Annotated in this window: 19 protein-coding genes; 9 read left to right on the forward strand and 10 right to left on the reverse strand. The window is 68.2% G+C overall.

The window, feature by feature from the left end:
• Positions 1 to 183: 183 nt before the first annotated feature.
• The 3 genes from ABOD76_RS01060 (at position 184) to ABOD76_RS01070 (ending at position 3693) form a co-directional block, all read left to right on the forward strand.
• On the forward strand, positions 184 to 1218 hold the full coding sequence (locus ABOD76_RS01060) for an alpha/beta fold hydrolase (protein ID WP_350240765.1): 1035 nt from the start codon (positions 184 to 186) through the stop codon (positions 1216 to 1218).
• Between the two features lie 130 nt (positions 1219 to 1348).
• Positions 1349 to 1609: a cold-shock protein gene (locus tag ABOD76_RS01065; protein ID WP_350240766.1), complete on the forward strand. Its 261-nt coding sequence runs from the start codon at positions 1349 to 1351 to the stop codon at positions 1607 to 1609.
• A 164-nt stretch (positions 1610 to 1773) separates the two neighbouring features.
• Positions 1774 to 3693, forward strand: a complete 1920-nt coding sequence (locus ABOD76_RS01070) for an ATP-binding protein (RefSeq protein ID WP_350240768.1) — start codon at positions 1774 to 1776, stop codon at positions 3691 to 3693.
• A 10-nt stretch (positions 3694 to 3703) separates the two neighbouring features.
• On the opposite strand, the gene ABOD76_RS01075 is transcribed toward ABOD76_RS01070, so the two are convergent.
• The 6 genes from ABOD76_RS01075 to ABOD76_RS01100 all read right to left on the reverse strand — a co-directional run bounded on the left by ABOD76_RS01075 (position 3704) and on the right by ABOD76_RS01100 (position 13996).
• Positions 3704 to 4654 carry a tyrosine-type recombinase/integrase gene (locus ABOD76_RS01075; protein ID WP_350240770.1) on the reverse strand — a complete coding sequence of 317 codons (951 nt, stop codon included), beginning with the start codon at positions 4652 to 4654 and terminating at the stop codon, positions 3704 to 3706.
• A 321-nt stretch (positions 4655 to 4975) separates the two neighbouring features.
• Entirely contained in the window at positions 4976 to 6253 is a 1278-nt protein-coding gene (locus ABOD76_RS01080; protein WP_350240772.1) for a hypothetical protein, read from the reverse strand.
• A gap of 77 nt (positions 6254 to 6330) precedes the next feature.
• The gene (locus ABOD76_RS01085; protein ID WP_350240774.1) at positions 6331 to 6813 is read right to left on the reverse strand and encodes a hypothetical protein; all 483 of its coding nucleotides are present in this window, start codon (positions 6811 to 6813) and stop codon (positions 6331 to 6333) included.
• Between the two features lie 463 nt (positions 6814 to 7276).
• Positions 7277 to 9322, reverse strand: a complete 2046-nt coding sequence (locus ABOD76_RS01090) for a BTAD domain-containing putative transcriptional regulator (protein WP_350240775.1) — start codon at positions 9320 to 9322, stop codon at positions 7277 to 7279.
• A gap of 36 nt (positions 9323 to 9358) precedes the next feature.
• Complete coding sequence (locus ABOD76_RS01095; protein ID WP_350240777.1) at positions 9359 to 12760, reverse strand: ATP-binding protein; 3402 nt, start codon at positions 12758 to 12760, stop codon at positions 9359 to 9361.
• 234 nt (positions 12761 to 12994) lie between these two features.
• Positions 12995 to 13996, reverse strand: coding sequence for a hypothetical protein (locus ABOD76_RS01100; protein WP_350240779.1), 1002 nt, complete (start codon positions 13994 to 13996; stop codon positions 12995 to 12997).
• 549 nt (positions 13997 to 14545) lie between these two features.
• Here ABOD76_RS01100 and ABOD76_RS01105 point away from each other — a divergent pair.
• On the forward strand, positions 14546 to 14743 hold the full coding sequence (locus tag ABOD76_RS01105; RefSeq protein WP_350240781.1) for a hypothetical protein: 198 nt from the start codon (positions 14546 to 14548) through the stop codon (positions 14741 to 14743).
• A 177-nt stretch (positions 14744 to 14920) separates the two neighbouring features.
• On the opposite strand, the gene ABOD76_RS01110 is transcribed toward ABOD76_RS01105, so the two are convergent.
• Positions 14921 to 15688, reverse strand: coding sequence for a hypothetical protein (locus ABOD76_RS01110; RefSeq protein ID WP_350240782.1), 768 nt, complete (start codon positions 15686 to 15688; stop codon positions 14921 to 14923).
• A gap of 359 nt (positions 15689 to 16047) precedes the next feature.
• Here ABOD76_RS01110 and ABOD76_RS01115 point away from each other — a divergent pair, with 359 nt between their 5' ends.
• Positions 16048 to 17451 (forward strand): hypothetical protein, encoded by a 1404-nt coding sequence (locus ABOD76_RS01115; RefSeq protein ID WP_350240783.1) that lies wholly within the window; start codon positions 16048 to 16050, stop codon positions 17449 to 17451.
• Positions 17452 to 18264: 813 nt separating this feature from the next.
• Here the strand turns inward: ABOD76_RS01115 and ABOD76_RS01120 are convergent.
• Entirely contained in the window at positions 18265 to 18846 is a 582-nt protein-coding gene (locus ABOD76_RS01120; RefSeq protein ID WP_350240785.1) for a hypothetical protein, read from the reverse strand.
• Between the two features lie 518 nt (positions 18847 to 19364).
• On the opposite strand from ABOD76_RS01120, the gene ABOD76_RS01125 reads away from it, so the two are divergent.
• From ABOD76_RS01125 to ABOD76_RS01135, 3 genes are all read left to right on the forward strand, one after another.
• Positions 19365 to 20261 (forward strand): NAD(P)-dependent oxidoreductase, encoded by an 897-nt coding sequence (locus ABOD76_RS01125; protein ID WP_350240787.1) that lies wholly within the window; start codon positions 19365 to 19367, stop codon positions 20259 to 20261.
• A 39-nt stretch (positions 20262 to 20300) separates the two neighbouring features.
• Positions 20301 to 21767, forward strand: a complete 1467-nt coding sequence (locus ABOD76_RS01130) for a hypothetical protein (RefSeq protein WP_350240788.1) — start codon at positions 20301 to 20303, stop codon at positions 21765 to 21767.
• Between the two features lie 235 nt (positions 21768 to 22002).
• Positions 22003 to 22821, forward strand: coding sequence for a class I SAM-dependent methyltransferase (locus ABOD76_RS01135; protein WP_350240790.1), 819 nt, complete (start codon positions 22003 to 22005; stop codon positions 22819 to 22821).
• A gap of 425 nt (positions 22822 to 23246) precedes the next feature.
• Here ABOD76_RS01135 and ABOD76_RS01140 read toward each other — a convergent pair whose 3' ends face one another.
• On the reverse strand, positions 23247 to 23618 hold the full coding sequence (locus ABOD76_RS01140) for a hypothetical protein (RefSeq protein WP_350240792.1): 372 nt from the start codon (positions 23616 to 23618) through the stop codon (positions 23247 to 23249).
• Between the two features lie 187 nt (positions 23619 to 23805).
• Here ABOD76_RS01140 and ABOD76_RS01145 point away from each other — a divergent pair, with 187 nt between their 5' ends.
• Positions 23806 to 25197, forward strand: a complete 1392-nt coding sequence (locus tag ABOD76_RS01145; protein ID WP_350240793.1) for a hypothetical protein — start codon at positions 23806 to 23808, stop codon at positions 25195 to 25197.
• 58 nt (positions 25198 to 25255) lie between these two features.
• Here ABOD76_RS01145 and ABOD76_RS01150 read toward each other — a convergent pair whose 3' ends face one another.
• The gene (locus tag ABOD76_RS01150; RefSeq protein ID WP_350240795.1) at positions 25256 to 25828 is read right to left on the reverse strand and encodes a DUF1349 domain-containing protein; all 573 of its coding nucleotides are present in this window, start codon (positions 25826 to 25828) and stop codon (positions 25256 to 25258) included.
• Between the last annotated feature and the right edge of the window lie 114 nt (positions 25829 to 25942).

The raw sequence follows: 25942 nt of genomic DNA on the forward strand, positions 1-25942 counted from the left end.
CTGGACAGGCAGGTACACGTGGAGCGGAGCAGTGGGCGCAGCCGGGCCCGGTGGCTCCAGTGTGAAGCATCGCCGGGCCGGTGAACAGCACGCCGGAGGTTCAGCGGGGGTATGGTGGGCCATGCCTCCCTGTGTCCGACTGGCCCTGTGGTCTTCCGTCATCACGCCGCAGCGGGGTCGCCCGTGAGCGACTGGCCGGTGCAGTCGGGCGTATTCGAGCTGGGCGACCTGCCGGTCGAGCGTGGCGGCGTGATCCGGCAGGCCCGGCTCGCCTGGGAGACGCACGGCACCCTGAATGCCGCGCGCGACAACGTGATCGTGTATCCGTGCAGCTACACCGCCACGCACGAGGGGCAGCGCTGGTTGATCGGCCCGGACGGTGTGCTGGACCCGCAGCGCTATTTCATCGTGATTCCGGACATGTTCTCCAACGGGCTGTCGTCCGGCGCCGCCGACACGCCGGACTATCCGGCGCTGGTCACACTGCGCGACAACGTGCAGGCGCAGGAGCGGCTGCTGCGCGAGGTGTTCGGGGTGCAGCAGCTCGCGGCGGTCTACGGCTTCTCGATGGGCGCGATGCAGGCCTACCACTGGGCGGCGCTGTACCCGGAGCAGGTGGAGCGCGCCATCGTGGTGTGCGGCAGCGCCCGCACCGCGCTGCACAACCGGGTGTTTCTGTCGGGGCTGCTGCGGACCCTTGAGGCGGCCCCGGAGCATCTGGGCAACGGGCGATTCTCGGCGGAGCCGGTCGCGGCCTTGCGCGCCTTCGGGCACATCTACGCCGGCTGGGGCCTCAGTCAGGACTTCTACCGGGCCGAACTGTTCCGCACGGTGCTGGGCGCCCCGGACCTGGAGACCTTCCTGAAGACCGACTGGGAGGACGGGTTCGCGGCGTCCCGCGCGGCCAACCTCTACGCCCAGGCCCTCAGCTGGATGCACGGCGACATCAGCGCTGACCCGCGCTACGCCGGTGACCTGCCGGCGGCCCTGTCGGCCATCCGGGCGCGGGTGCTGCTGATGCCGGCTGAAACCGACCTGTACTTCCGGGTGGCCGACAACGCCGCCGAGCTGCCCTACCTGCGGGACGCCGAGTTGCAGCTGATCCCGGGCCCGTGGGGGCACCGGGCGGGGAGCCCGGCCGGTCTGCCGGACGAACTGGCGTTTCTGACCGCTGCGGTGCATCGCTGGCTGGCCGAGCCGGCCGACCCTACTTTGTAAGCCAGGTCTGGTTGCCTCCGGCTGGGCACGCTATAGTCAGTGGGTAGTTTTCCTAAATACGCAGTGAATAAGAGGCGCATAGGAACATTTCCCTGCGCCTTTTCGTATTTTGGAATTCGAGGAGTCGAACATGACGGTTGGTAAAGTAAAGTGGTTTAACGCGGAAAAGGGCTTTGGCTTCATTCAGACCGAGGGCAGCCCCGACGTCTTCGCGCACTTCAGTGCGATCCAGGGCAGCGGCTTCAAGAAGCTCAACGAGGGCGACGAAGTCGAGTTCGAGATCGAGGACGGCCAGCGTGGCAAGGGCCCCCAGGCCAAGAACATCGTGGTGACGAAGGCCGCTCCGGCCGGCGAGTACAGCAGCAACGATCGCCGCAACGACCGCTGGTAACAGTCGCACCCATCAAGGAGGACCCCGCGCGGGTCCTTCTTTTTTGTTGTTCTGGCGGAGCGGTCCTGTGGATCAGCGGTGCCCACGTCACGTAGATTCCCAGTTAGATCACAGGCCCGAGCATGTGTCTGTACCAAGACCAAAATCAGGCATACTTGCACCACATGTCACAGCTCCCGCCCCGCCCGCCGGTCCCGAGCCCAGCCGCCTCGGACACCGCACCGTCCACCTCGACTGCAGGCCACGTCGAGGCCTGGGCGCGGGTGACCCGGGCCCTGGGGGAGGCCGCCACGCCGCATCAGGTGATTCTCGCGGTGGTGCACGAGGGGATCCAGGCGCTCGGGGCGGACGGCGGCACGGTGGCGCTGCCCACGCCGGACGGTCAGGCGCTCCAGATCAACGAATACAGCGGGTACGATGCCCGGGCGATGGCGCCCTGGCGCACGCTGCCGCTGACGCTGCATACGCCCTCCACGGCCGCCTTCCAGCAACAGCGGCCGCTGTTTATCGAGGAGCCGGAGCAGGCCGGCCGGGAGTATCCCTCGCTGGTGGAGATGCTCCAGCGCTTCAGCGGCAGCATGGTGGCGCTGCCGCTCCTGGCGCCCCAGCGGGTGCTGGGCGTGCTGTTGCTGACGTTCACGCAGCAGCGGCACTTCGACGCCACCGACCGCACGTTCCTGATCGCGCTGGCTGGTCAGTGCGCCCAGGCGCTGGAGCGCAGCGAGGCGCTGCAACAGGCGCGGCAGCTCAACGAGCAGCTGTCGTTTCTGGCGCAGGCCAGCGAGGTGCTGAGCAGTTCGCTGAACCTCGATGAGACGCTGGACTCGATCGCGCGGCTGATGGTGCCGCGCCTGACCGACTGGTGCGCCATCTACCTGCCGGCGCCGGATGGCCTGCTGCATCCGGTGACGGTGGTGCATCAGGACCCCTCCATGGTGCAGTTCCTGCGCCAGTTTATCGAACGCAACCCGGTGCATAACTCGCCCGACAACGGCACCGGCCGGGTCTTTATCACCGGGGAGCCGGAACTGGTGCCGGTGATCACCGACGAGATGTACGACGCCCTTCCGCAGTCCGAGGATTGGAAGGACGACGTGCGGCGCCTGCAATTGAGGTCGGTCATCACGGTCCCGATGACGGCGGGCGGACGGGTGGTGGGGGTGCTGGGTCTGGCCCGCACCAGCCTGGACCGGGTGTACGGGCCTGAGGACGTGGCGTTTGCGCTGGAGGTGGCGGGCCGCGCCGGGTACGCGGTGGAGAACGCGCGGCTGTACGGCCAGGCCCAGCAGGAGCTGCAGGAACGGCAGCGGGCCCAGCAGGAGCTGGACGCCGCCAACACCCGGCTGGAGGAGCGGGTCCGCGAACGGACCGCTGAGCTGGAGACGGTCAACGGGGAGCTGGAGGCCTTCACCCACTCGGCTTCGCATGACCTGCGGACGCCGCTGCGTCACGTCGTGAGCTTCGCCGATCTGCTGGAACGGCACCAGCAACGCCAGGAAAGTCAGGATGAACGCTCCCGGATGCTGCTGGGGCAGATCCAGCAGGCGGCCCGGCGCATGAACGCCTCGCTGGACGGCCTGCTGACGCTGTCACGGGCCAGCCGGATGCCGCTGGAGTTCCGGCCGGTGGACCTAGCCCAGCTGATGGAGGACACCATCGAAGCGCTGCGCCCGGAAACGGAAGGCCGTGAGGTGAGCTGGGACCTCGGTCCGCTGCCTCCGGTGGACGGGGACGCCACGCTGCTGCGGCTGGTGGTGCAGAACCTACTTGGCAACGCCGTGAAATACACCCGGCCACGCGACCGGGCCGTGATCCGCGTCACCGGGCGGGAGGAGGGCGAGCGGGTTGTCGTGTCCATCGAGGACAACGGGGTCGGGTTTGATCCGCAGTACGCTGACCGGCTGTTTGGGGCCTTCCAGCGGCTGCATCATCCGCAGCAGTTCGAGGGGACCGGCATCGGCCTGACCAACGTCCGGCGGATCGTGACCCGGCACGGCGGGCAGATCTGGGCTGAGGGCCGGCCGGAGGCGGGCGCCACCTTCTCGTTCAGCCTGCCGCGCACCCACCCTGGTCGGAACGACTGAACACCGGCGCTCAGAAGTCCTCGACCTCGCCGGCCACATCGTCGTCCTGCACTGCCACGTAGCGCCGGGTGGTGTCCACGCTGCTGTGGCCCAGAAACAGGCCCACCCGGGTAAAGTCGCGGGTGGCGCGGTACAGCCGGGTGCCGGAGTGCTTGCGGGCCGCGTGGAAGCCGCGCCACGCCTCGCCGTGGCCCGCCTGCCGGAACGCCTTGCGCATGCGGTAGGTGGCCTGATGGTACTTCCAGGCGAACAGCGCGCCGTCCGGCGACAGTGGCGTCAGGGCACTCAGGGCGGCCCGGACCCGGCGGCCCAGCGGTACCCGCCGGACCTTGCCGCCCTTGCCACGCACTGTCAGGCGGCCTCCCTCCAGGTCGGCCAGCGTCACGTCCAGCGCCTCACTGACCCGCAGGCCGGCATGGGCGCACAGCAGCAGCAGCGCGGCCAGCCGATCGTCGCAGCAGAGCAGCACCGCGTCAATCTCCTGCATGTAGGGTGGATTTCTGACGATGCCCGGCGTGGGGTCCGGCGGCACGTGCGCGTCCTCGAACGGCTGCGCCTCGGTGGCGCCGGCCCAGCGCAGGGCGCGGTACATCGCGCGCGCGCCCGCGATGTACTGGGCCACGGTGGCAGGTGAGAGCGTTCCACGTCGGCCCTTCGCCTGATTGGGGCGGGTCTGCAGCTGGGCGACATACCGGCTGCCGTCCCGGCGTCCCGGGCGCAGCAGTTGCACGCCATGATCCCGCGCCCATGGCACAAAATCGCGCACCGCGAGCGAGTAGGCGTCCAGGGTCCGTGAGCTGGTGCGCGCCCCCTTCAGGCTGGCGCTGGTCATGTACGCACGTGTCAGCTGCACCAGCATCTCCGTGTCATAGGTGCTGGCCGCTTCGACGCCCCGCACCCGCAGCGCCTGGTCGGTGAGGTGAGTCAGGGCCAACGGGTCCTGGCGACGGACCAGCGTCATGGGCGGACAGGGCCAGTGGGCCGGCAGCGAACACGCATCGTCTGCACATTATAGGGCGATCTGGCCGATCGGGGCCTGTGGTGTTCCCCCTTCCTCCACCCCTTGAAGTGAGCTGGAAGGGCCTTCCTGGCCTTCCTGTGAACCTGATGTTTGGCAGCGATGGAATGGGACAGACTAAGGAAAACTCAGATTGTGCTTCACACTAACTGGTCTTAGTGTGAAGGATGTCTTTTGAGCGAGTCTCTATCTCACGGAGGTACCCCTGGTGACCGTCTGCGCGGGTGAGGCAGCGCTTCGGCATCTGCCTCACCCGCGCATCGCTCAGGGCACGAAGTCCAATTTCACGTCGCCGGAGAAGGTGGGGGTGGCCATCGGGAACTTCTCCACCTGCGCGGCTTCATCCCGGATGTCGCCCGTATACGTGACCTTGCCGACCGACTCGAAGGTCGTCACAGTGCCTTCGAGATTCGTGTGGTACTTGCCCACATCGTTCAGTACATGGTGTTCCTGGTGTCCCTGGCCGCCCGCGTCGTGATCGAACTCGTAGCGCACCTCGTACGTGCCGGTGCCCAGGACCAGCCCCTCCTGGGAGGCGTTGAGTTGCAGGTAGCCGCCCGTGAGGCGGTCGCGGGAGTCGCCACCATAGGGGCTCGTGTTCGGGAGGTTGTACGGCAGGTCATGGCCGTTCCACTTCGTGAGGCGGTAGACACACTTGTACAGTCCTTCGAGCACCTCGGTACAGGGGCCGCTGTCTCCGATCACATTCACGTTCGCCACCAGCCGCAGGGTGTTCTTCCCGGTCGGCCCGTGTACCAGATCCACGCTCACCGCGACCGGATTTACGCTGGGTTTCCTGGCCGGGGCTGTGTAGGTGCCGCGGGCGACGTCGCCCTCATCCTTGCGGACAGAGCCGGAGGACGCGCTGCCCCCCGCCGTGCCGTTGACGGCCCAGTTGCGGGTGAACGGCGTCAGGGTGTACGGGGCGCAGGTCGTGACCAGCGGGGCCACCAGCTCACCCGTCTCGATGTCGGGGCCGGTGCAGCTCACCAGGGTCAGGTTGACGCTCTGCCCTACCCGCACGGCAGCCTGCTGCGGATCGAGCCGGTATGCTTCGGCCCACGACCAGTCGCTGAAATGGTTCGTCTGCACGCTCAGGGTGTTCGCCTCCCGGTCCTGCAGCGTGTCGAGGTGCGCCTGCCACACGCCCTTGCCGTCCTGCGACGCGACCACGAAGCCGGTCGCACCGCTTTCCTGGGCCTCGTCGTACCGGAAGGTCAGGGCCACCGGCTGCCGGAAGGTCGTGCCCTCCGGCCCGAGGCGGTAGGCGGCGCCCTTGCCGTGCGGTGTGGTGCTGGAGATCGGCTGGACGGTCACGTCCGTCGGGGCAGTCAGTGCGCCAGCGGGGATCGTCACGGTCAATCGACCGTCGGCGGAGTGGGCCGTGCCGCCCTCCGGCCCGACCGTCAGGTGGAGCGCTTCACCGGTCGGGGTCCCGGTGGGCGTCGGCTGGTGGCTGGGCTGGACCGCATTGTGGCCACAGGCGGCCAGGGTGCTGAGCAGGAGCGCGGCGAGGAGTGGGGTGGTGTGTTTGACAGTCATGTCCGTCCTTCCGGTGCAGAACTGCACCTGGGGTGAATGGGTGGAGGGGTAAGCTCGGTTCCGTGGCTCAGAGTGGCCTACTGGCCGGCAGTGGGCGCGACCCGGAACGCCTTGATGGCTTCGCCCTTCCAGGCGAACAGCACCTTGCCGCCGGGCTCGACGGCCTCGCCGCCCAGCGTGCCGATCAGCCTGTTGCCGTTCGGGGTGGCGCTCCCGCGCAGGTGGATCTGGCCGACATACCGGCCCTTCTCCGCTCCGAGAATGCGGGCCTCGAAGGCGACCGCTCCGTTCTGAGCAGCGCGCCACTGCCCCAGGGTCAGGGAGGTACCGTCCCCGTTCACGCCGGACATCAGCAGCGTGCCGTCGGCGTGGAACAGCATCAGCACCGGGTTGAGCCGGCCGTGATCGTTGAAGGTGGCGTTCCACGTGCCCACGACGGGCGGCGCGGCGGAAGCGGTCCGGGCCGACGCCTGGACGGAGGCGGTGATGCCCATGGCGAGGGCAGTCGCGGTCAGCAGGCTCAGGGCAACGCGGGCGGGCAGGAATGGCAGTGGGTTCATGGTCGTCCTCCGGGTGCGGAAGGATCGGGGGCGGCGGGAAGTTCTGTTCACCCCCGTTCGATCTCTGGCCGCACTGTAGGAGGGAGGCCGTGGCGCGCAGATGTTGGCGTGCCGGACCCAGAGCCTCGCCCGCTTTCCTCCCGTGCCTTGGGGTGCCCGGGGCAGCGCGCTGGACCAGTCGGGCGCTCCGGAGGCCAGGAAGGCGCCGGGCAGCGGCCTGGACGCGGTACGCACGCCCGGAACATTCCCCTCATGGACCGCGCGGGCCGCCATTCCAGCTCACAACATCGTCGCGTCATGCCCCGGTGCAGCAGAGGGCGTGGCGGATCGGTTGACCGCCCGTGGTGGCCTCCCGCAGGCGATGTGCTTGAGGACGGGGATCACCCGGACCTGTACGCGTCTCTTCCTGCATCAGCGCCCGACAGCGGTGGAGTCACACCATTCGTTTTTCAGGCACCGGCATCTATTCTGAAACGCCCACGTTGAGTGCCGCCTCGGCCTGGCGGGCCTGCAGGGCGCCACGCGCATCTCCACTCGTCTCAAACGCCAGCCGCGCATCCCGGTAGTGAGCGCGGGCCTGCTCAACGTGGAGCGTCGCCTCGGCCGCCTCCCCCGCCTTCAGGAACCACGGTGCGGCCCGGCCCAGGTTTCCGCCCTCCTGCCAGTGCCGGGCCACCCGCGCGGCGGGGCCGCCCTGCGAGGCCAGCAGCTGTGCTGCGGCCCGGTGCAGCACCCCCAGCACCGGCGAGGGAATGCCGGCCAACACCGTGGCCAGCACCAGATCGTGTGAAAAGCGCTCGTCCGACATGATCTGCGCGTCTTCCAGTTCCTCCCAGGCCAACGCCAGTTCCATCAACGGAACGCCAAGCATCTGCGCCACCATTTCGGGCGTGAAGTCCGCGTGCAGGACGGCCGCCGCGCGAGCCGCCTGCAGGGCGAACGGGGTCAGGCGTTCCAGGCGGCGCCCAATCACGGCGGTCACGCCTCCCCCGGCCTCCAGCGGCTGTCCGGGGCGCTGAAAAGCGTCGGTCTCAAACAGGTGCCGCAGCGTCTCCAGCAGGGCCTGCGGATGCCCTCCGGTCACGCGGGCGAGGTCATGGGCGTAGGCGCGCGCCTGCGGCACGTCGAGGTCCGCAAGCAGGCGCTCGATGGCCGGCGGGTCCAGCGGCGTGAGGTGGATGGGCACCAGTGCACCCGCGTCGTACATGGCCTGCAGCAGGGCCTGTGCGGTGGCGGACAGTTCGCCGGGCCGCAGGCAGAACAGGGTCCGCAGGTTGACCCGGGCATCCCCCCAGAAGCGCGAGCCGACATACGCCCCGGCCTCGACGCTCGCATCGTCCATGAACTGCACGTCATCGGTCGCGACGATCACCGGGCCGCGTTCGGCGATCAGGCGGATCACCTCCACTTTGGCGTCGTAGAACCGGCGCTTGTCGGCCTCGGCGGTCATCGGGGGCGGCGCGTCTCCCAGTTCCGGCAGCATCCGGGCCAGTTCGGACCGCACCCAGGCGGGCAGCTCCAGGTCCGGGTAGGCGGCCAGGGTGCCGCGGTAGTTGCGGGCGTGCGTGGCATACGGCACCTGATCGTCCCCGTGCCGCGCCTGAAAGAACAGCAGCTGATGCGTGGTGCGCGAGTGCAGGAAATCCAGGGCGAGGCGCGTCTTGCCGCTGCCCGCCTCACCGATCAGCATGATGCCCTGCCCGCCAGCCCACGCCTCCTCCATCCTGGCCCACGCCTCGTCGCGGCCCACGAGTGTGGGGGGCCGCAGCGCGGCCAGCGGAATCCGCCCGGGCCGGATCGTGGTCAGGGGCGTCCCCAGCGCGCCCTGGTCAATGTCGCGCGCGAGCTGCTTCGTGGCCGCCTCCGGCTCCACGCCCAGCTCGCGTTCCAGCACGTTCCGGCAGCGGTGGTACGTCTGCAGGGCCGCCGGACGGTCCCCGTTGAGGTACTGCAGGCGCATCAGGGCGCGCCACACCTCCTCGGCGACCGGATCGAGGTCCAGCAGGGTCTGGGCCAGCGCGGCGGCCTCCGCAAACGCGCCGCGCGCCTCCAGCCGGCCCATCTCGGTCCGCCCGGCGTCCACCAGCAGCGTACCGACCTCTTCCCGCTGCGCCTCCAGCCACTCCATCAGGTCGGGACAGCCGTCCAGTTCCACGCCGTCCAGCAGCACCGTCCAGTCCAGCCGGGTGCCGCCGCCCTCCAGCAACGTCCGCACATCCACCTGCAGGGCCGGGTCCAGGGCCGCCAGTTCGCCTGGGACAACCAGGTCGGCTCCACAGGCCTTCTTCAGGCGGCGCAGGTGGTGCACGAGGTTGTTGCGGCTGGCGCTGACTGGCGTCTCCGGCCACAGCAACCGCACCAGGGTGGCGCGCGGCGTCGGGCCCTCCAGCGCCAGATAGGACAGCAGCGCGGCGACCTTGCGTTCACACCGGATCACCTGGCCGTCCGCCGTCACGACCTGAGGCGGACCGAGCAGCTTCAGCTGCCAGCCGGTGAGCGGTTCGGGCATGTCCCCACTATAGCAATCGGCCCGGAGATGCCCCGGTCACATCATCGGCCGGGCCTGCTGCCCGGACCGGACCGGAACGCTACGCTCCGGCGGAAAGGGCACCGGCAGGCCAGCCTGCTCTGCAGCCTCCAGCAGAGCGCGGTGCGTGGCGTGTTCGTGCAGGAACGTGGTCCGCAGCTCCTCCGGCACGTGGTGCTGCACCATGTCCGCGAGCCACTCCAGGGCCGCGCGCAGAGGTGCGGCAGCCTCCGGGGCGCCGAGCGCCGTCAGCACCCGGTGGTGAACCAGCCAGGGGCGCGCATGGTCGTCCCGGGGCGCCTGGGTTGTCAGGCGCTCCACGGCGAGTGCGCTGGCCGCCCGGGCTTCGTCCAGGCGGCCCAGGTCCAGCAGCCGCTCGGCCCGGGCCGACAGGGCCGCGGTCTCCAGCGCCCCGTGACCTCCGGACACCGCGATGTCCCGCGCCGCGTCCACAAGCGGCAGGGCATCCGGCCCGTCTTCCAGCTCGGCCCGCGCGAGCAGCAGTCGTCCCTGCGAGTACGACAACGCCGTGCTCCCCAGCACCTCCCCGGCCCGCAGATAGGCCGCCCTGGCCTCTGCTGGTTGCCCGCGTCTGGCCCAGACCAGCCCGCGCAGCAGCCACAGCACCCCCTGACCAACGTCACGCCCGTCCGGCGCCGCCAGAGCGGCGGCGGCTGCACGCTCGCAGCCGTCCAGGTCCCCCAGCGCCCAGCGCACCTCCGCCTGAGCGCGCTGCATCAGGCCCCCCTCCTCCCCCACCGCGGCCCCCAGCGCTTCGGCCTGGTGCAGCCAGTGCAGGGCGCGGTCGTACTGCCGGGCGTGCAGGTACAGGGTGCCCAGGCGCAGGGCGTTCCAGTGGCGCAGGGTGGACGAGGACGCGGCGCTCCGCTCGTCCAGCTCGGTACGCCGGGCGACGGCACGCTCCCAGTGACCGAGCGTCTCCTCGGCCACGGCGAGGACGTGCGACAGCCGGGCTGCCTGGTACACGTCTCCAGCCGCCTCGCAGGCCTGCACCGCCCGCTCCAGCCGCATACTGGCCGCCTCGTGCTGGCCCAGCAGCAGCAGCACATTGCCCATCACGGCGTCCAGAGCCGCGACTTCCCCGGTGGTCCCGAGTGCGGCGTGTGCCGCCTCCACCTCCGACATCAGGTCCTGCACGTTCCGCTGCCCCTGCCGGACCCGGGCGACGAGCAGCTCCCGCAGCAGGGCCGCCCGCGCCACTGAAGGCCCGTGCAGGTCAAGGAGGGCCAGGCCGCGCTCCGCCGCCGCTTCCGCCTCCGGCGCCCGGTTCTGGCCGAGCAGCCAGCGGGCCTGGGCCAGGTGCGCCCTGACCTGCTGGTCCGGGGTGCGGGCATCGGAAAGCAGGCGCTCGACCAGCGGGCCGAGCTGCCCGGACAGCTCATGCCGCCACACCCCGTCCAGGGCGGCGGCCCGGGCGTCAAACGCCGCGTTCGCGTCGCCCAGCCCGTCGTACAGCTGCGCGGCCCGGTCACTGAACTGCAGCGCTTCGGTGGGGCGCGCCGCTGCGAAGGCCTCCTGCGCGGCCTGCACCAGCAGCGGGGCGGCCTGCTCCGGCCGCCCGCCGTCCAGCCAGTGCCGGGCCAGGCGCGCGGGCGAGGCGCCCTGCCGTTCGAGCGCACGCCCGGCACCACGGTTCAGCAGCTTCCGCACCGTGGCCGAGATGCTGGAGCGCACCGCCTCCAGAATCAGGTCGTGCTCGAAGCGCTCTCCGCGCAGCAGGTGGGCCTCCTCCAACTCCTCCCAGGCGGCCAGCACCTCCAGCAGCGGCGCGCCCAGCACGTCTGCCACGAGTTCCGGCGAGAAGTCCTGCTCCAGCACACTCGCCGCCCGCGCGACCTGCAGGCCGGTCCTGGACAGGCGCTCCAGGCGCCGCGCCACCAGCTGCCCCACCCGCTCGGGCACGGTGAGTGCCGTCGCCGGCCCGTCCAGCCGCCCGGTCCGGCTCAGGTCGCGCACCGTTTCCAGCAGCAGGAGCGGATTGCCGCCCGTGCGCTGCAGCAGATCCGGCGCGCGCTGGCCCGCGTCCAGCATGCCCAGGTGGGCCAGCAGCTCGCCCACGCCCTCCTGATTCAGTGCCCCCACTTCCACCCAGACGGCGTGACCGGCGCGCACCATACCTTCATGCACCTCCCGCATGGCCGGCGGCAGCTGGTCACGGCGGTGCACGGCGATGCAGTGTGGAATGCCCCCGGCGCGTCCGAGCGGAAACACCGACTCCACCAGCACAAACCCCGCTTCCAGGGTGGCATCGTCGACGTACTGGAAATCGTCGAAGACGCACACGTCCACCCCCCGCAGGCCCTCGACCCAGGTCAGCTGAATGGCCTCGTTCAACCGGGCGTCCGCCTCACGCCGGGCCTCTCCTGGCGGGGCGAGCTCGGGCAGCAGCCAGCTCAGCGAATGCCGGGCCCACTCCGGCAGCCCCACCGTGCCGCGCGCCAGGATGCGGCGGAGGTTGCGGACGGTGGCCGAGAACGGCACGAGACGGTCCCCTGGGCGCCCCTCCAGCACGAGCATCTCCCCTTTGGTCACCGCAAAGTCGTGCGCCAGACGTGACTTTCCGGTGCCCGGATCGCCCGAAACCACGATGAGCTTCCCGGCCTGCCAGCCCTCCTCCATCTGGGCCCACTCGCGCCCACGGCCCACCAGGGCGGCCGGAGGAGCGAGCGCCGGCCGCGTATCCACGGCAGGTGGAGTGGGCGCTGAAGGCCCGCGGGTGATCAGCTCAGCAAGTTCACGGGTCTCCGCCAGCGGCCCGGTGTGCAGGGTTTCGTCCAGGATCTGTACACACGCCTGATAGACGGCCAGGGCCGACGCCCGGTCGCCGAGCAGGTAGTGCACGCGCATCACCTGACGGTGGGCCTCCTCCGACAGGGGCTGCAGGTCCAGCCAGCGCCGCGCGAGCACCAGGGCCGCCGCATACCCACCCTCCCGCTCCAGCCGCGCGGACTGGGCCGCCAGCCGGCGCGCCCGAACGGCGTCCAGCCGCTCGCGCTGCACCGTCACCCAATCGGCAAAGTCCGGGGTGTCTGCGAACTCCACGCCCGCCAGGAACTCACCTTCCGGCACGGCCTGGCCGGTGTCCTCGGGCGTCAGCAGGTCCTGCACATCGGCCCGGACGCCCGGAATCAGCGCGAGCGTGTCCTGCCCCTCAACCAGGGCTTCGCCATAGGCGTTCACCATGCGCCGCAGCAACTGCACGAGGTTGTTGCGGGCGGCGGCTTCCCGCCGTTCGGGCCACAACACCCCGGCGAGACGCGAGCGCGGAGCAGCGCCTTCCACCGCCAGGTACGTCATCAGCGCGAGGGTCCGGCCCGCACAGGTCGCCTGTCGCCCGTCGGGTGTGACCAGCCGCGCTTCCCCAAACACCGAAAGCCTCCACGGACGCGCTGCCATCATGACGTCCTGATGGTAGCGTGCCGCGTGGGGGCAGGAGAAGGGCCCAACTTCTCTACCCAGCCACACCCGCAGGAAGCGGTTACACCCGGTTGTTGCTCTGTCCGCGCTGTGAAGTCGTGTCAGGGACGACAGAGGGCGGGTGGTTGCTCCACCTCCACGACCAGCATCGACAAGGAGGCACCTGCTGGTCGGACCGGCAGGTGCCACAGGGGTTCAGCGGATCGGCCTCCCCGGTTATTTGGCGCCCTTCACGTCGAAGACGAAGGTGCGGCCCGACTCGTCGGTGAGCATGAGGCTGTCACCCGCCACATCCGCAGGCAGCTCGAAGTAGAAGCGCACCCGGGCCTCGTCCCCCTTGGCCAGCGGGCCGCCGGCCTTTTCATCCCGGCTGGCCTTGAGCAGGGTCTGGTTGTACTCCACCCGCTCGCCGTCCGCGTCCTTGAGGGTCGCTTTGAGGTCGGACCAGGAAAAGCTCGTGTCGCGACCCAGGTTGTTTTTCAGGGTGAAAATCGCCGTCAGGTAGCGCTTGCCGGCGCCCGGCGCCTGACCGCCCAGCGCCTCGGTCGTGAACTTCGCGTCGTCCAGTCGCACGTCGTACCACTTCATCACCACGAATTTCCCGTTCGCAGCGCGCACCTGCGGCAGGGCCGTCGTCCCTGAGCTGTCGGCACCGTCCGCGAACGGGGCCGGAAGCGGCCGGGCCTGCGTCCGCAGGTCGTAGCGCAGCACCGGGGCGCCACTCTCACGCTGCACGATCAGCTTGGGCACCGGACCGGAGGCGGGCACGAGAATCGCTGTCACGACGTCCACCTTCTGCGCGGGCTTGAGTTCGAGTTCCAGCTTCTCCGTCGTGCCCTCGCGCGCCACCGCCTGAATGAATTCATGATTGCGGTCCTGCGCGTCAACCGCTGTGAATGTCAGGTCAGCCCAGTAATACCGGGCAGTGCTTTTCTGGGGATTCTGGACGGTGTAGTGCAGGATGAGCAGCTTCTCGTCGGCCTTGGGATAGTAGACGTTCCCGCCGATGACGAGGCGGCCGGCGCTGTACTCCGCGCTGCGGAGGGTGAAGTTGAGGGGGCTTCCCTTGCCGACGGTGAAGGTCTGTCCCACCCTGGCGTTCTGTCCGTCCAGCTGCCGGGTGCCCTGGACGACCGGCTGGGCGGGAGTTCCGGTGGCCGCGTGGGCCACCGGGACGAGGGCGAGCGTGAGGGCGGTAAGCAGCATTCGGGTTCGCATGTTGAGCCTCCAGTACGGCGTTCCGGCCGCGGTGAACAAACCGTACAGAGAGAGGCGTGACACCAGAATGTTCCCCGAATGATTTGCACTGGCGCAGCTGAGTGCCAGCACAGCCAGCCCGAGACGCCAGGGCGTCGACTTTAGAGTGCTGTGTACCGCAAGCTTCGCCGTTCGCAGCGGAAATGGGCGTGGTGTATGGCGATGTGGGTCAGGAAAGACCTGTTGCCATGCGGCAAATTTCCCGCCGTCGCGGGTCAGGGATCCAGTTCTGACAACCAGCATGGTGTCCAGTCCGAAGGACAGACAGAGCAGGGCTGAGGGAGAAAACCGGCTCCGGGCCGCGACAGAGCACCACTGGGCACCACATGGCGTGCGTCGACGCTGGGCGCCCGGTCTTCTGAACCGCGTGACGAATACCGCCAGTCGGAACTCGGTTTCAGCGTTGCCAGCCAACCTCCAGCCCGCCGTCATCCGGGCATCACGTCCGTTTTACTACCGTGATTCACCGCGCCCATCGGCCCGACCCGGGGGAGCAGGAAGGAGGAGCATATGGAGCACGACCCCCCCACAGAACCCATCCGCGTCCGAGACGGCCGGGTCTACGTCCTGCGCATCTGGGAGGAGCGCACGGCCGGATCAGGAAGGTGGCGCGCCTCGGTGCGGGAAGGCGCACAAGGCGAGCGGTCCTATTTCGCCAGCATCGATGAATGCCTGGAGTACCTGTACAGCGAATTTCTCCGGCGATGACCTCGAAGGTAAAGTCAGAGTCGCAAGGGTTCAGGCCTCTCCCTGAGGGCGCGCCCTCTGAGCTGGCGGAACTGGCCGGGGTGTACCGTGCGTTCTCGGCCTGCTCCAGAGCTCCATCGGGTGAACAAAAAAGAGCTGGCCGCGGGAGCATAAGCTCCCGCGGCCAGCCCGAGGCTTTTACTGGCTGCGGTAGAAGAACAGACCTTCCTGCTTGCCGTCCTCAACGAGCACCATGCTGGACCGGCCGTCCCGCACGCCTGTGCCCCACTTGTAGACGTCGGCCTTGGGGTACCACTCCTTCTCGTAGTTTCGGGAGGGGTTACAGGTGTCCTCAAAGCGCTGATGGGCCTTTGTTGCCGTGAACACCACGTGGTCGCCCTGTACCGCCACCGTGCCCGTGTGGTACTTGAAGAAATTGATGGTGCAGCCGTACATTCTGGACTCGATGTAGGAGCTGAACACGAAGGTGCCGTCCGCCCGGATCTCGTACCAGAGGCCCTGACCGCCCGCCGGGCTCCACGTCCCGTTCGCGGGGTTGTAGTAGCCGCCGCCACTGGACCCGAGGGTGCTCCAGTTGCCCACCAGCTGAGCGGGAACAGCCGTACGAGGCGCGTCTGCAGGCGGTCCGGCGGTACCCGGCTCACTGAAGGCCACCATGTTGATCTTCACGTTGGATGCCGGCGGTCGCACGTGGCCCATGGCCTTCTGGTCCGGGCTGTACACCCCGAAATAATCCTCGGCACCGAACTGGTTTTTGGGTTCATTGTCCTTCCAGGCGATCAGGCCATACTCGCCGTCCGGCAACTCCGGCGTCGCGAACGGGGTCTGGGTGCCAGAGCCGGTGAGTTCAAGAGCACCCAGTCCGTCCCAATCGCATTCGCCCTCCACCAACGGACAGACCAGCAGCATGGTGCCGCGCACGTCCGCGTTGTTGGGCGCTGTCACCGTACCGCTGATGGTGAGGGGCTTGGAGCCTCCCGGAGGTGTGCCGCCGGTTGCGGGCGGAGGAGTGGATCCACCACAGGCGGTGAGCAGGCTGAGGCTGAGGACAATCGTGCTGGCAAGGATCTGTCTGTGCATGGTTCCTCCGGTGCCGGCAGCTTCTGCCGCCGGTGACACGCCCACCGTAGGAAAGCTGGCCTGATACGAGGATGTTGCCGGACCTCCGGCCAAAGGCAGGCGGAGTTCTGCGGGGACGCGCCGGGAGGACACGCGGCCGCGGCAAGTGGACGGGGAACGGCCATCCCCACGCGCCACCCACGGTCAACATTTCCGTGTCACGGCGGGCCACCTAAGGTGCCCGCATGAATCTGAACCCTGGATGTTCTCGACCGCCGTCGACCACCGGCTCGACCGGCAACCTCCGGCGGCGCCGATCAACCACCCGCCTTCTGACCGTGCTGGCGGGCTTGCTGGTCGCCAGCGCCCATGCCGCTCCGATCAAGGGGTCGGTCCACGTGCCAGGCAAGCAGGATGTGCGCGGGACCTGGATTACCGTGTGCGACCTCGACGCCCAGGCGCACTGTGTGGAAGGAACGCAGCAATCGCAACAGCTTACCCGCCAGGACGGCAGTTCGGCGTGGTTCACCGTCGAGGATGGGCCGCCTCAGCCACGCGCTCTGGTGGCCTGGAAAGACGTGAACGGGAACGGCCGGCTCGACCGGGGAGATCTGTACGGGACGTACTCCACCGATGGCCTGACGCCTGCCAGGGTCCGGGCACCCTATGACGGAGCCGTCATCTGGATGCGCGAGCAGGACGGCGTGGCCGACCCGTTCCTGGGCGGTGGCGCCAGCGCGGCACCCAACGTTGAGGCCAGGGCGGCCGCGCTGATCGGGAATCTGGAGACCCAGGCGCGCGGCGACGGCTCGACGACCGGCACGGTGATCGTGCCACAGGGGTACGACGTGCGCGGGGTCGTGGTGCTCGCCTGCCGCTTCGGCACCGATGACTGCTACTCGGCTTCGCAGGTGCAGCTCAGCGGCCGCCATGCCCGCTGGCGCCTGGACGGCCTGGCCGATGAGGGTCATCAGCTCGTCGCCTGGGCGGACCTGAACGGCAACGGCGAGGTGGACGGCCCGGACCTGATGGGCACCTACCTCAACACGGCCCGCGATAACTTTGGCTTCGTCCGGCCCGGGCTCGGGAACATCACCATTTCACTGACCCCCCTCTCGGACCTCGCCACGGCAGACAAGCCGCAGCCAAAGAGGCCGCCCGCTCCAGACAACGTCTTTAAAAACACGTCGGTCCGGAACATCGCGGGACGCTGGACAACCCAGAACCGTGTCACCCGGCTCAGCCAGGGCTTCACGACGGGCACGGTGTTCGGCGGCGCCACCGTCCAGGCGGGCTGGGACTGGACACCCACGCAGGTCCGGCAGGACGTGGACCTGCTGATCCGCCCGGACGGCACCTTCCGGTCCGTCACCTTCACGCAGGATTTCCAGAGTGAGAGCTGCGCGACCCTGACGACGGTTGAGCAGGTGGGCACGGTGAGCCTGTCAGGCGCGAACCTCACCTTCAACGTGGCGCGCAGGGCCTTCCGCGAGATTGACACGTGTCAGCCGAGTTTCAATCGCTGGGGCACGTTGCCGGTCACCCGGGAGGTGCGGCTCGTCGGGCTGCGCGAGGGGCCGGGTGGGGCACCGGAGCTCGTGTTGCGTGCCGGCGGGCCAGCCGGAGACGTCTTTTTCCGCAGATCCTGACGCAGACAGAGAACCTCTGATCCATGGTGCTCGATGAATTCCGCCTTCCTGTTGGCCGGAGCGGTACACGGCTGGCAGTTCGAAAGCCTGCGGCATGGCGCCTCCAACTCTTCTCGCCATCTGCAGGCGTAGATCAGACCCGATAACCACCCACACGTCAGAACCCCACGCTGAGATGCTCGCCCTGATGCCCATGCAGAACCACGGTGAATGAAGTCAGAGTCTGGCTGGACCGTACCGCATGACGTCCTCCAGGCCATACACATGTTCGTCCACTTCAGCTGAACGACAGAACCCTGCACTCGACGAGCGTCACCAGCGCTGCTGGCCGACCTGGAAGGGTCGTCATGGTTCCAGGCGTTGGTCAGGCTGACCAACAACACGATGCTCACCAGGGTTTCTTCGTCCGGCACCGAACCCCGGGCACTCAGGCACGTGGACCCTTCGGTCAGGGCCAGCACGAAACGCTTGGTGTCGGTACACACGTACCTCGCGCCAGGTGGCCCCTGTAAAGAGCCGGTCACCTGCCTGGTCCGCCTGTTCCGGAGCGCAGCCATGCCCTGTGAAACAACCGCCCGTGCGTCGGCGAGTCGGGTCGTACGGTAAATGAACTTGAGTTCGGACTGCTGGAGATCTTTGCCTCCAAACCCTAGGGAGGACAATCCATGCCGCTCTGCGTCGGGGCCGGAGGACCTGCTGAGGTCGGCTAATCCAGCTCGTAGACTGGCCTGTAGGGTTGAGATCAGGCATCACGGGCGGCTCGAAACGAAATGGGCGGGCCATGATGCCCGCCCGGCTCTTCCAGCCTGCGCTTCAGGCTGCGGCCAAAGTGACCTGCCGCTCTTCCCGCTGCGGCGAAGCGACCAGGGCGAGCCCCAGCAGGAACCAGCCGATGGCGGTGTGCCAGCCGAATTCTGCGATGGGCATATCTTCCAGCCGCGCCATGATCATGTACACCATGCCCACTGGCAGCGAGATCCCGCAGAACAGCGGTGCCAGGCGGTGCGGCAGCGGGAGGACGCGGGCAACCAACACCGCGACGCTGACCACGAACGTCAGTAGCATGCTCAGCGGCCAGGCGAGGTCAGATACGACGTACAGCGGGCTCTGCATGTTGACGTGCGCGATGTCGAGGATCTCCTGCAGAACAGCGAACGCGATAGTGATGAGGGGGGCGGTCACAACAATGCGCCCGAGCAGACCGCGCCCCGTGGCCGACAGCTGTCTCAGGGCCAGCATGGCGCACCACCAGCCGACCGCGAATGCCATGGTGAGCAGGTTGCCGGTGAGGTCGTTCTCCCCGTTGAGGGTGCGGGCCATGCCGTGGCGGTAGGCGTCGATGAGCAGGGTGGGGGCGCAGAGCATGGTGATATATCCCAGGGTTCGTACATTCATGGTCATCTCCTTACCGCCCACGGTCCGGGCGGGCCTGAAGTCACAGTAGGAAAAGCAGGATGGTCGAAGGATGGCGCGTCCACCACTGACGCGGTGTCCTACACTTGACTGGTAACAACGGTTGATGGTCCTTACGATGGCCCCCTTCGAAAAAGATCAGGCTGACCCTGATTCGCACCACAAACCCCGGCTTCCGGATGAGCTGGACGAGACGAATCACGGCCACTGTTTCTGGCCATATTCCAGATCTCTCCTTTTAGAAGCCGGGCACCTCACCGCTCTGGTACCGGACATGCGGGAGAACCAGAAGAGTCCAAAGAACCCGCGTCCTCCTTCCTCGCCGGAAAGGTCTGCCGTTCAGGCATCAGCAAGCGTGCCTGGACAAGTCCGGCAAACAGCTGGGACTGGCCACTTCTGCCACAGCAATCCCACCGCCTCAGCGTCAAGGAGCGGCATGCGCTCCCGAGGCCGCAGCGCACGACGCGCGAGCCCAGCATCGAGGTGCACAATGGCCGTACATGAATCTTCCCCTCGGCTTTATCGGCCTCGGCGTCATGGGCGGGCCCATGGCCCTCAATCTGGCCCGCGCCAACGTTCCGCTGGTGGTCTGGAACCGATCGGCACCAAAAGCCGAACCCCTGCGGAGGGCAGGCGCGACGGTGGTGGACACGCCGGAGGCTGTGTTTCAGGCAGCCCGGGTCGTCATCCTGATGCTGCAACATGCCGGGGCAGTGGACCAGGTGCTTGGCCGGGGCACAGGCTCATTCACCGCAAACGTCGAAGGTCGGACCATCGTCCACATGGGCACCACCTCGCCCGAATACTCGCGGGGGCTGGAAGCAGAGGTGCGCGCCGCCGGGGGTCGGTACGTCGAGGCGCCGGTCTCCGGCTCCAGTGTTCCGGCCGAGACAGGTCAACTGGTGGCGATGCTGGCCGGCGAGCCGGAAGCGGTGGCCGAGGTGACCCCGCTGCTCGCTCCGATGTGTCACGAGACGGTGCCGTGCGGGGCCGTGCCGAACGCCCTGCTGATGAAACTGGCCATCAACCTGTACCTGATCACCACGGTCACGGGCCTGGCGGAATCGGTGCACTTCGCTCAGCGCCACGGCCTGGACATGGCCCAGTTTGTGTCGGTGCTCGGTGCGGGCCAGCTGTCAAGCCCGGTCGCCCGGGTCAAGGCGCCCAAGATGGTGCACCGCGACTTTACCGTTCAGGCATCGATCACGGACGTGCTCAACAACAACCGGCTGGTGGCCGAGGCGGCCAGGGCAGCGGGGCTGGCCTCGCCGCTGCTGGACATCTGTCACACGCTGTACGCGCAGACTGCCGCGCTGGGGCATGGCCACGAGGATATGGCGGCGGTGCTCCAGGCCATCGAGGCCCGTACGGACGCCGGGCCAGCTGACCCAATCTGAATCATCCTGGCATCATGGCGGGGGTGTCACCATCCAGGCATGAGACGCTCTGCCCTGTTCTGGCCGTGGTTATGGTGGCCCGCCGCCCTCCTCATGTTCACGGTGCTGCAGGCGGGCGCGGGGGCGCGAACGGTGCAGACCTGCGGCCTGTATCAGTTCGTCACCGATCAGCTCACCGATACGGATGGCTATCACACCGAGCGTCTGGAGGTCCGCGACCGGTCCCGGGTGGTGGCGACCTGGAACGACGCCTACACCGACGTCCGCTGGTGCCGCGACGTCACCGCAGACGGCGTGCCCGAGGCGATGGTATCCATCGCCTCAGGCGGCGCGCACTGCTGCACCACCTTCAAGGTGTACAGCCTGACCCGCCCTCTTCGTCAGGTGTTGAGCGTTGACGCCGGCAACGTAGACGACATCATCCCCCGTCAGCTCGATGGGACAGGCCCGCTGGAGCTGCTGAGCTGGGACGACCGTTTCGCCTACGCCTACGGCATGAGCTACGCGGAAAGTCCCTTTCTGCCGGTGGTCTACGCGTACCAGGGGGGCCGGTACGTGCTGGCCACCCGCCGCTACCCCGGCATCCTCCGCGACGCCGGAACGCTGAAGGCCCCGCCTGGCACCACCACCGACCTGCTGCTGGCGGTGTCGTCCCGCCTGCTGCTGGGCCAGGACCCGGAAGCGGTGCTGCGACAGGCGCCGGCGAGACTGGCCGAGTGGATGCGCTCGTACCTGCCGGACCTGCGCCAGGACCTGGGTGGCTTTGGCGCCGACGACTGGCCGGCCCGGGCTGGGGTGGCTCGCGATCAGCAACTGGGGGGTGGCCGGGGTGGAGCCTTTACCGCTGCCGGTCGGCGTGAGTATGTCGCAGTGGTGCGGGACGGCCAGATGGCCCGGCTCCGTCTCTTTTCCGTGCAGGGCGAGCGGGTGGTCATGTCGCCCCCGCTGGCCTCCGCGCCGTTCAGCTGGACGCCGGAGACCGGGCCCGTATGGCAGCCGGCCTTCACGGTCGCGCGCTCCGACGGACACGAGGATCTGGTGATGCAGGACCTGAGGGGCGTTGGGCTCCGCTTCAGCGCGTATCGCCTGAAGCCGGACAGCGCGACCCGCCTGCAGGACGATCCGCTGACGGCGGCCCTGGGCTGCCTGGGAGATTTTGCGTCGCTGGCCCGGACCACCCGGACGCAGGCCAACACCTTCCTTCCGGAGAAGCAACGGGCCGAAGCCCGGTCCGCCTTGCCGTCTCTGCTGGCCCAGACGGAAAGGTGGACACCCCTCTTTGCGAAGCCCATCGCGGTTCGGCAGCTGCAGGACTTCCACGTTCACACCCTGACGGTGACGCGCCAGTCTTCGGCTGAGGTGATCCTCCGGGCCACGCTGGACCTCAATTTCGACGAGGGTTCCCCGAAGCGCGAGGCCTTCACGCTCACCGTGCGGCGGCAGGAGGGCCGCTGGCAGGTGAAGGCACTGACCCAGCAGCCGCTGATCGCGTCCCTGACGTTCTGAGACACGTCCAGAGAGGAGCTGACCCTGAGGCTCTGACGGCACCAGCATGTGAGGGTGGCGCGGATGCACAATGGATGAAGCCAAAGGGAAGTGGGGCCGCGACCGGTGAGTCTGCCGGGCCCCTCCAGCGGCGTTCACCGAGAGCGCCTCCTTCCGTAAGCGCCGCATCAGGATGAGAGGTCCGTCCCTTCACGCTGTGTTCCATCAGGTGCCGACTCACCATAAGGAGCTGCTCATGTCCAGTCCGATCTTCGCCGGCTCGATTCCGCAGATCTACGGTCAATACCTGGTGCCGATGCTCTTCGCGCCGTACGCTGCCGATCTGGCAGCGCGCGTGGCGGACCGGCATCCGGAACGGGTGCTGGAGCTGGCAGCTGGGACCGGGGCGCTGACCCGTTCGCTGGCCGAACGGCTGAGTCCATCCGCGTCACTGGTGGCCACCGACATCAGTCCGCCGATGCTGGACCTGGGCAGGCAGCAGGGCACCGCCCGCCCGGTGGAGTGGCGTCCGGCCGATGCGATGGCACTGCCGTTTCCAGACAGCACGTTCGATGTGGTGGTCTGCCAGTTCGGCGTGATGTTTTTTCCAGATCGGGCCGGGGCTTTTGCAGAGGTTCGGCGTGTCCTGAAGCCGGGCGGTCAGCTGATCTTCAACGTCTGGGACCGCATGGATCAGAATGACTTTGCGGCCACGGTGGACCTGGCCGTCCGTGCCTGCTTCCCCGATGATCCGCCCACGTTCGTGGAGCGCCTGCCTCACGGCTACCATGACCTGTCGGTGATCAGGCAGGACCTTGCGCAGGGCGGCTTCACGCAGTCTGCGGAGGTCACCACTGTCCAGTTCCGCAGCAGCGCCGCATCCGCAGAGGTGGTGGCCGTGGGCTTCTGCCACGGCACGCCGCTCCGAACGGAAATCGAACGGCGTGACCCGGCGGGTCTGGCCCGGGTGACCGAGGCCGCGCGGCGGGCCGTGGAGGATCGGTTTGGCAGCAGTGCAGTGGAGGGAACCATGCAGGCGCACATCGTCACGGTCGAACGGGAGGGAACAGCCTGAGGCCCTGCCCTGCGCAGGGACTACGCTCCGGAAGGTCATCCGGACAGGAACCGGATCTTCAGGACCCTCTTGAGCACCGGTCAGTCCAGCTCTCCACAGCGGTTGTGCCCTTACCCGCCTGAACGCTGGCCGCAGCTGGAGATATGGCACCCGTCGAGCCAACGCAACGAATGTCAGGGGCGCCATGCCCCCGACATTCAAACCAACGAAACCGTGACCCGCATCCGGATCACGGCCTGGTTTCGCTACTTCAGGCGGAAAGGCTCCACTGCGGACGACGGGCACACGTCTCCGGCCCGCCGTCCGCGATTCGGAGCACGGCACCGCCCTCGCCCGGGGCCTGGCGGAGGAGCCTGCCGCTTTTTCATGGCTCGTTTTCCCCTTCTTCCTTCGCCCTGCGGAACCTCCCGACGGAACCCAGTACGTCAGTGGCGTTCGGCGTCGGTCGCGGTGGTGGAGGAGGTCAGTCGCGTCACGCTCGTCAGCATCAGCATGTCGTCGTGCACGCTGACGCCACCTGCGGCCCGACCCGCCTGGGTCACCTGTCCGCTGAAGTTCCTGGCGATCAGGGTCTGTCTGGTGGCGCTCGGGAAGACGAAGGTACCGGTATCTGGCGCCACACAGAAGAACAGCACTTCCTGGGCAGGGTCCGGGTGGCCGTTGGAGCCACCGATCAGCACCACATTGTTGGCAGCGTTGGTGGCGTTGGTCCAGCTGAAGGTGGTGTCGGCCGTCACCTCAAGGTCGGCGGGCTTCGTCAGCTGAAAGGCCGCAGCCGTGGGCAGCGTGAGGCTCATCTTGCCCACCCCGTTGAACCCTCGGCAGAAGACATGGCTGCGGGATGGCGCTCCCGACCTGACCACCCCGGGCACGCCCATGTGCTCAGCACGTGCAGACCTCGCTTTGACGAAGGCGCACACCCCCTGCCATTGCTCAGCCATCGGCCTCTGGCTACGGTGACCCCGGATCAAGGAGGCAAGATTCATGAAACAAGCAACCACTCTGAAAAGCGCCCTGGGACTGCTGGTCCTGACCATCTCGCTGGCGAGTTGCGGCGGCACCCCCAGGACCACTCCCGACCCCGGCCAGACGGCCGGCACCCCGACCGGACCCGCCACCACTGCCGTGGTCGGGCCGAGCGGCGGCACGCTCACCTCCTCCGACGGCAAGGTGCGCCTAACGGTGCCGGCCGGGGCCCTGAGCGCCGACACCACCCTCTCGGTGCAGCCGATTACGGTGACGGCTCCACACGGGAAGGTGGCCTATCGCCTGTCGCCAGCCACCGTCACGTTTGCCAAACCGGCCGAACTGACCCTGACGAGCGCGGCGGCCCAGCCACTCTCTACAGCGGGCCCGACCGCTGAGAACCGGTCGGTCGGCTCGCTGATCGCACAGCAGGATCAGGCCGGGCGCTGGCAGGCCAACATGGGCACCGTTCAGGACGCCGCCACCCACAGCCTCAAGACCACCCTGCGCGGCTTCGGGGACTTCGCGTGGGCGGACGCCATCCAGCTGTCCCCGGAGTCGGCAACCGTCCAGACCGGCGGCAGCGTCGCCCTGGTGGTCAAGACCTGCGTGAACGACCTGCCCATTGACCCGAACGGCAGCCTGGACCAGATGCTCGCGCCGCTCCGGGACACCTGCGCCCCCTCGAAGCTCAATCCGCTCGCCAGCGGCTGGGCGGTGAACGGCGTGCCGGGCGGCACGTACGGGACGGGCGTCGTCAAGAAGCTTGACGGCACCGAGGCCCGCGCGCAGTTTCTCGCGCCGCTCTCGGTACCCGCCCCGAACCCCGTCGCGGTCTCGGTCAACTGGGGCAAGGGGTCCAGCGCGCTGACCCTGGTGTCCAGCATCACCGTCAAGGACGAGGAGCAGCCGTCCTGCACGCAGCAGAATGCGCCGGACCGCTGGACTGGGACCACCACGGCCAGCATGGTCGTGAACGGCCTGCACGAGACGATGAAGGCCAACGTGAGCTTTCAGCGGGATGACGTGGACCCGGCCACCCCGGACCTGTGCGACTACCATGTCGAGAACGGCACGGTGACCTGGAGCCTTTCCGACACGGTGGGCGACTGTACCTACTCGGCCGGTCCGCTCACCCTGCCGATCGGAGCGCAGGACGGCCGGTTGCAGATCGACACCGGCACCACCCCCGCCAGCTACAGCGGCTCAGGTGGCACGTCCGGCAGCGCCACCGTCAAGGTCACGTGCCCTGACCAGTCCGTCTCGTACCAGACTGTGGTGGGCATTGGCGGCTGGCTGACCATTCCGGCCGATCGCACCTGGACCGTCTCGGCGGACGGCAAGAGCTTCTCGGGCGAATACTCTCAGGCCGAGAACCGTTGGACCTGGGCCTTCACCCGGGTGAAATAAGCCAACTTGAGGCGGGGACCACTCCGGAACCGCCCTGCCCGTCATTCCTCATGGTTGCTCAGTACGGGCGCTGCTGCTCCGGCGGACCCACCGTGAAGTCCGAGAACCGAACCTCGAAGCCTTCGCGTTGCGGGCTGCAGGCGTACACGCCGACCACCGCCGGAAGATCCGGCGGGTAGTAGGCGAGCCGGAGCAGCGTCCAGTCGCCGCCGGGGACCCGGGCGTGAACGCGAACCGCGTCGCCCACCCGCGTGACCTTCAGATCCACACGCTCCGGCATCCCGATCGGCCGGACGTTCCAATCGCTGTAGTCGCGCGTCACGACGGCGCTGAGCTGCTGCTCGTTCACGAACTCCACGCCCGTTTTGACCCAGCATTCCGGGCTGCTGCGCAGCATCAACCCTGCCTGGTCATACAGGGCCTGGTAGTTCCCCTCGACGCACACCTGCGCCGTGAATTCCCCGAGCGGCGCGGTATGCAGGACGTGGCCACTGTCACGGACAAAACCGTAGTACGTGGCCCGCCAGAAATCCGTCTCTCTCGCGGTCCTCACCTGCAAGACGTCGTCCTGGACCCGCCAGGTCGGCTCATTGAACCACTGAAGTTCACTCCACGAAGCTGTCTGCGGCATGTTGGCTCCTTCACCATAGAGGCCAGACAAGAAAACCTGAGGCTGAGACAGTGGTCAGGCGGATAGGTTGCTCGGGCCCCGCAGCAGGGGTGGCCCCCGAAAGACTTGTCGCGC

The organism is Deinococcus sonorensis KR-87 (assembly GCF_040256395.1).
Lineage (GTDB): Bacteria > Deinococcota > Deinococci > Deinococcales > Deinococcaceae > Deinococcus > Deinococcus sonorensis.

What these genes read in the sequence shown, in the direction of transcription:
- ABOD76_RS01115 (WP_350240783.1), top strand. Translation starts at nt 16,048, where the DNA reads ATGAATCTGAACCCTGGATGTTCTCGACCGCCGTCGACCACCGGCTCG.
- ABOD76_RS01090 (WP_350240775.1), bottom strand. Translation starts at nt 9,322, where the DNA reads ATGCCCGAACCGCTCACCGGCTGGCAGCTGAAGCTGCTCGGTCCGCCT.
- ABOD76_RS01150 (WP_350240795.1), bottom strand. Translation starts at nt 25,828, where the DNA reads ATGCCGCAGACAGCTTCGTGGAGTGAACTTCAGTGGTTCAATGAGCCG.
- ABOD76_RS01120 (WP_350240785.1), bottom strand. Translation starts at nt 18,846, where the DNA reads ATGAATGTACGAACCCTGGGATATATCACCATGCTCTGCGCCCCCACC.
- ABOD76_RS01070 (WP_350240768.1), top strand. Translation starts at nt 1,774, where the DNA reads ATGTCACAGCTCCCGCCCCGCCCGCCGGTCCCGAGCCCAGCCGCCTCG.
- ABOD76_RS01135 (WP_350240790.1), top strand. Translation starts at nt 22,003, where the DNA reads ATGTCCAGTCCGATCTTCGCCGGCTCGATTCCGCAGATCTACGGTCAA.
- ABOD76_RS01080 (WP_350240772.1), bottom strand. Translation starts at nt 6,253, where the DNA reads ATGACTGTCAAACACACCACCCCACTCCTCGCCGCGCTCCTGCTCAGC.
- ABOD76_RS01145 (WP_350240793.1), top strand. Translation starts at nt 23,806, where the DNA reads ATGAAACAAGCAACCACTCTGAAAAGCGCCCTGGGACTGCTGGTCCTG.
- ABOD76_RS01125 (WP_350240787.1), top strand. Translation starts at nt 19,365, where the DNA reads ATGAATCTTCCCCTCGGCTTTATCGGCCTCGGCGTCATGGGCGGGCCC.
- ABOD76_RS01100 (WP_350240779.1), bottom strand. Translation starts at nt 13,996, where the DNA reads ATGCGAACCCGAATGCTGCTTACCGCCCTCACGCTCGCCCTCGTCCCG.
- ABOD76_RS01105 (WP_350240781.1), top strand. Translation starts at nt 14,546, where the DNA reads ATGGAGCACGACCCCCCCACAGAACCCATCCGCGTCCGAGACGGCCGG.
- ABOD76_RS01095 (WP_350240777.1), bottom strand. Translation starts at nt 12,760, where the DNA reads ATGATGGCAGCGCGTCCGTGGAGGCTTTCGGTGTTTGGGGAAGCGCGG.
- ABOD76_RS01140 (WP_350240792.1), bottom strand. Translation starts at nt 23,618, where the DNA reads ATGAGCCTCACGCTGCCCACGGCTGCGGCCTTTCAGCTGACGAAGCCC.
- ABOD76_RS01065 (WP_350240766.1), top strand. Translation starts at nt 1,349, where the DNA reads ATGACGGTTGGTAAAGTAAAGTGGTTTAACGCGGAAAAGGGCTTTGGC.
- ABOD76_RS01130 (WP_350240788.1), top strand. Translation starts at nt 20,301, where the DNA reads ATGAGACGCTCTGCCCTGTTCTGGCCGTGGTTATGGTGGCCCGCCGCC.
- ABOD76_RS01085 (WP_350240774.1), bottom strand. Translation starts at nt 6,813, where the DNA reads ATGAACCCACTGCCATTCCTGCCCGCCCGCGTTGCCCTGAGCCTGCTG.
- ABOD76_RS01075 (WP_350240770.1), bottom strand. Translation starts at nt 4,654, where the DNA reads ATGACGCTGGTCCGTCGCCAGGACCCGTTGGCCCTGACTCACCTCACC.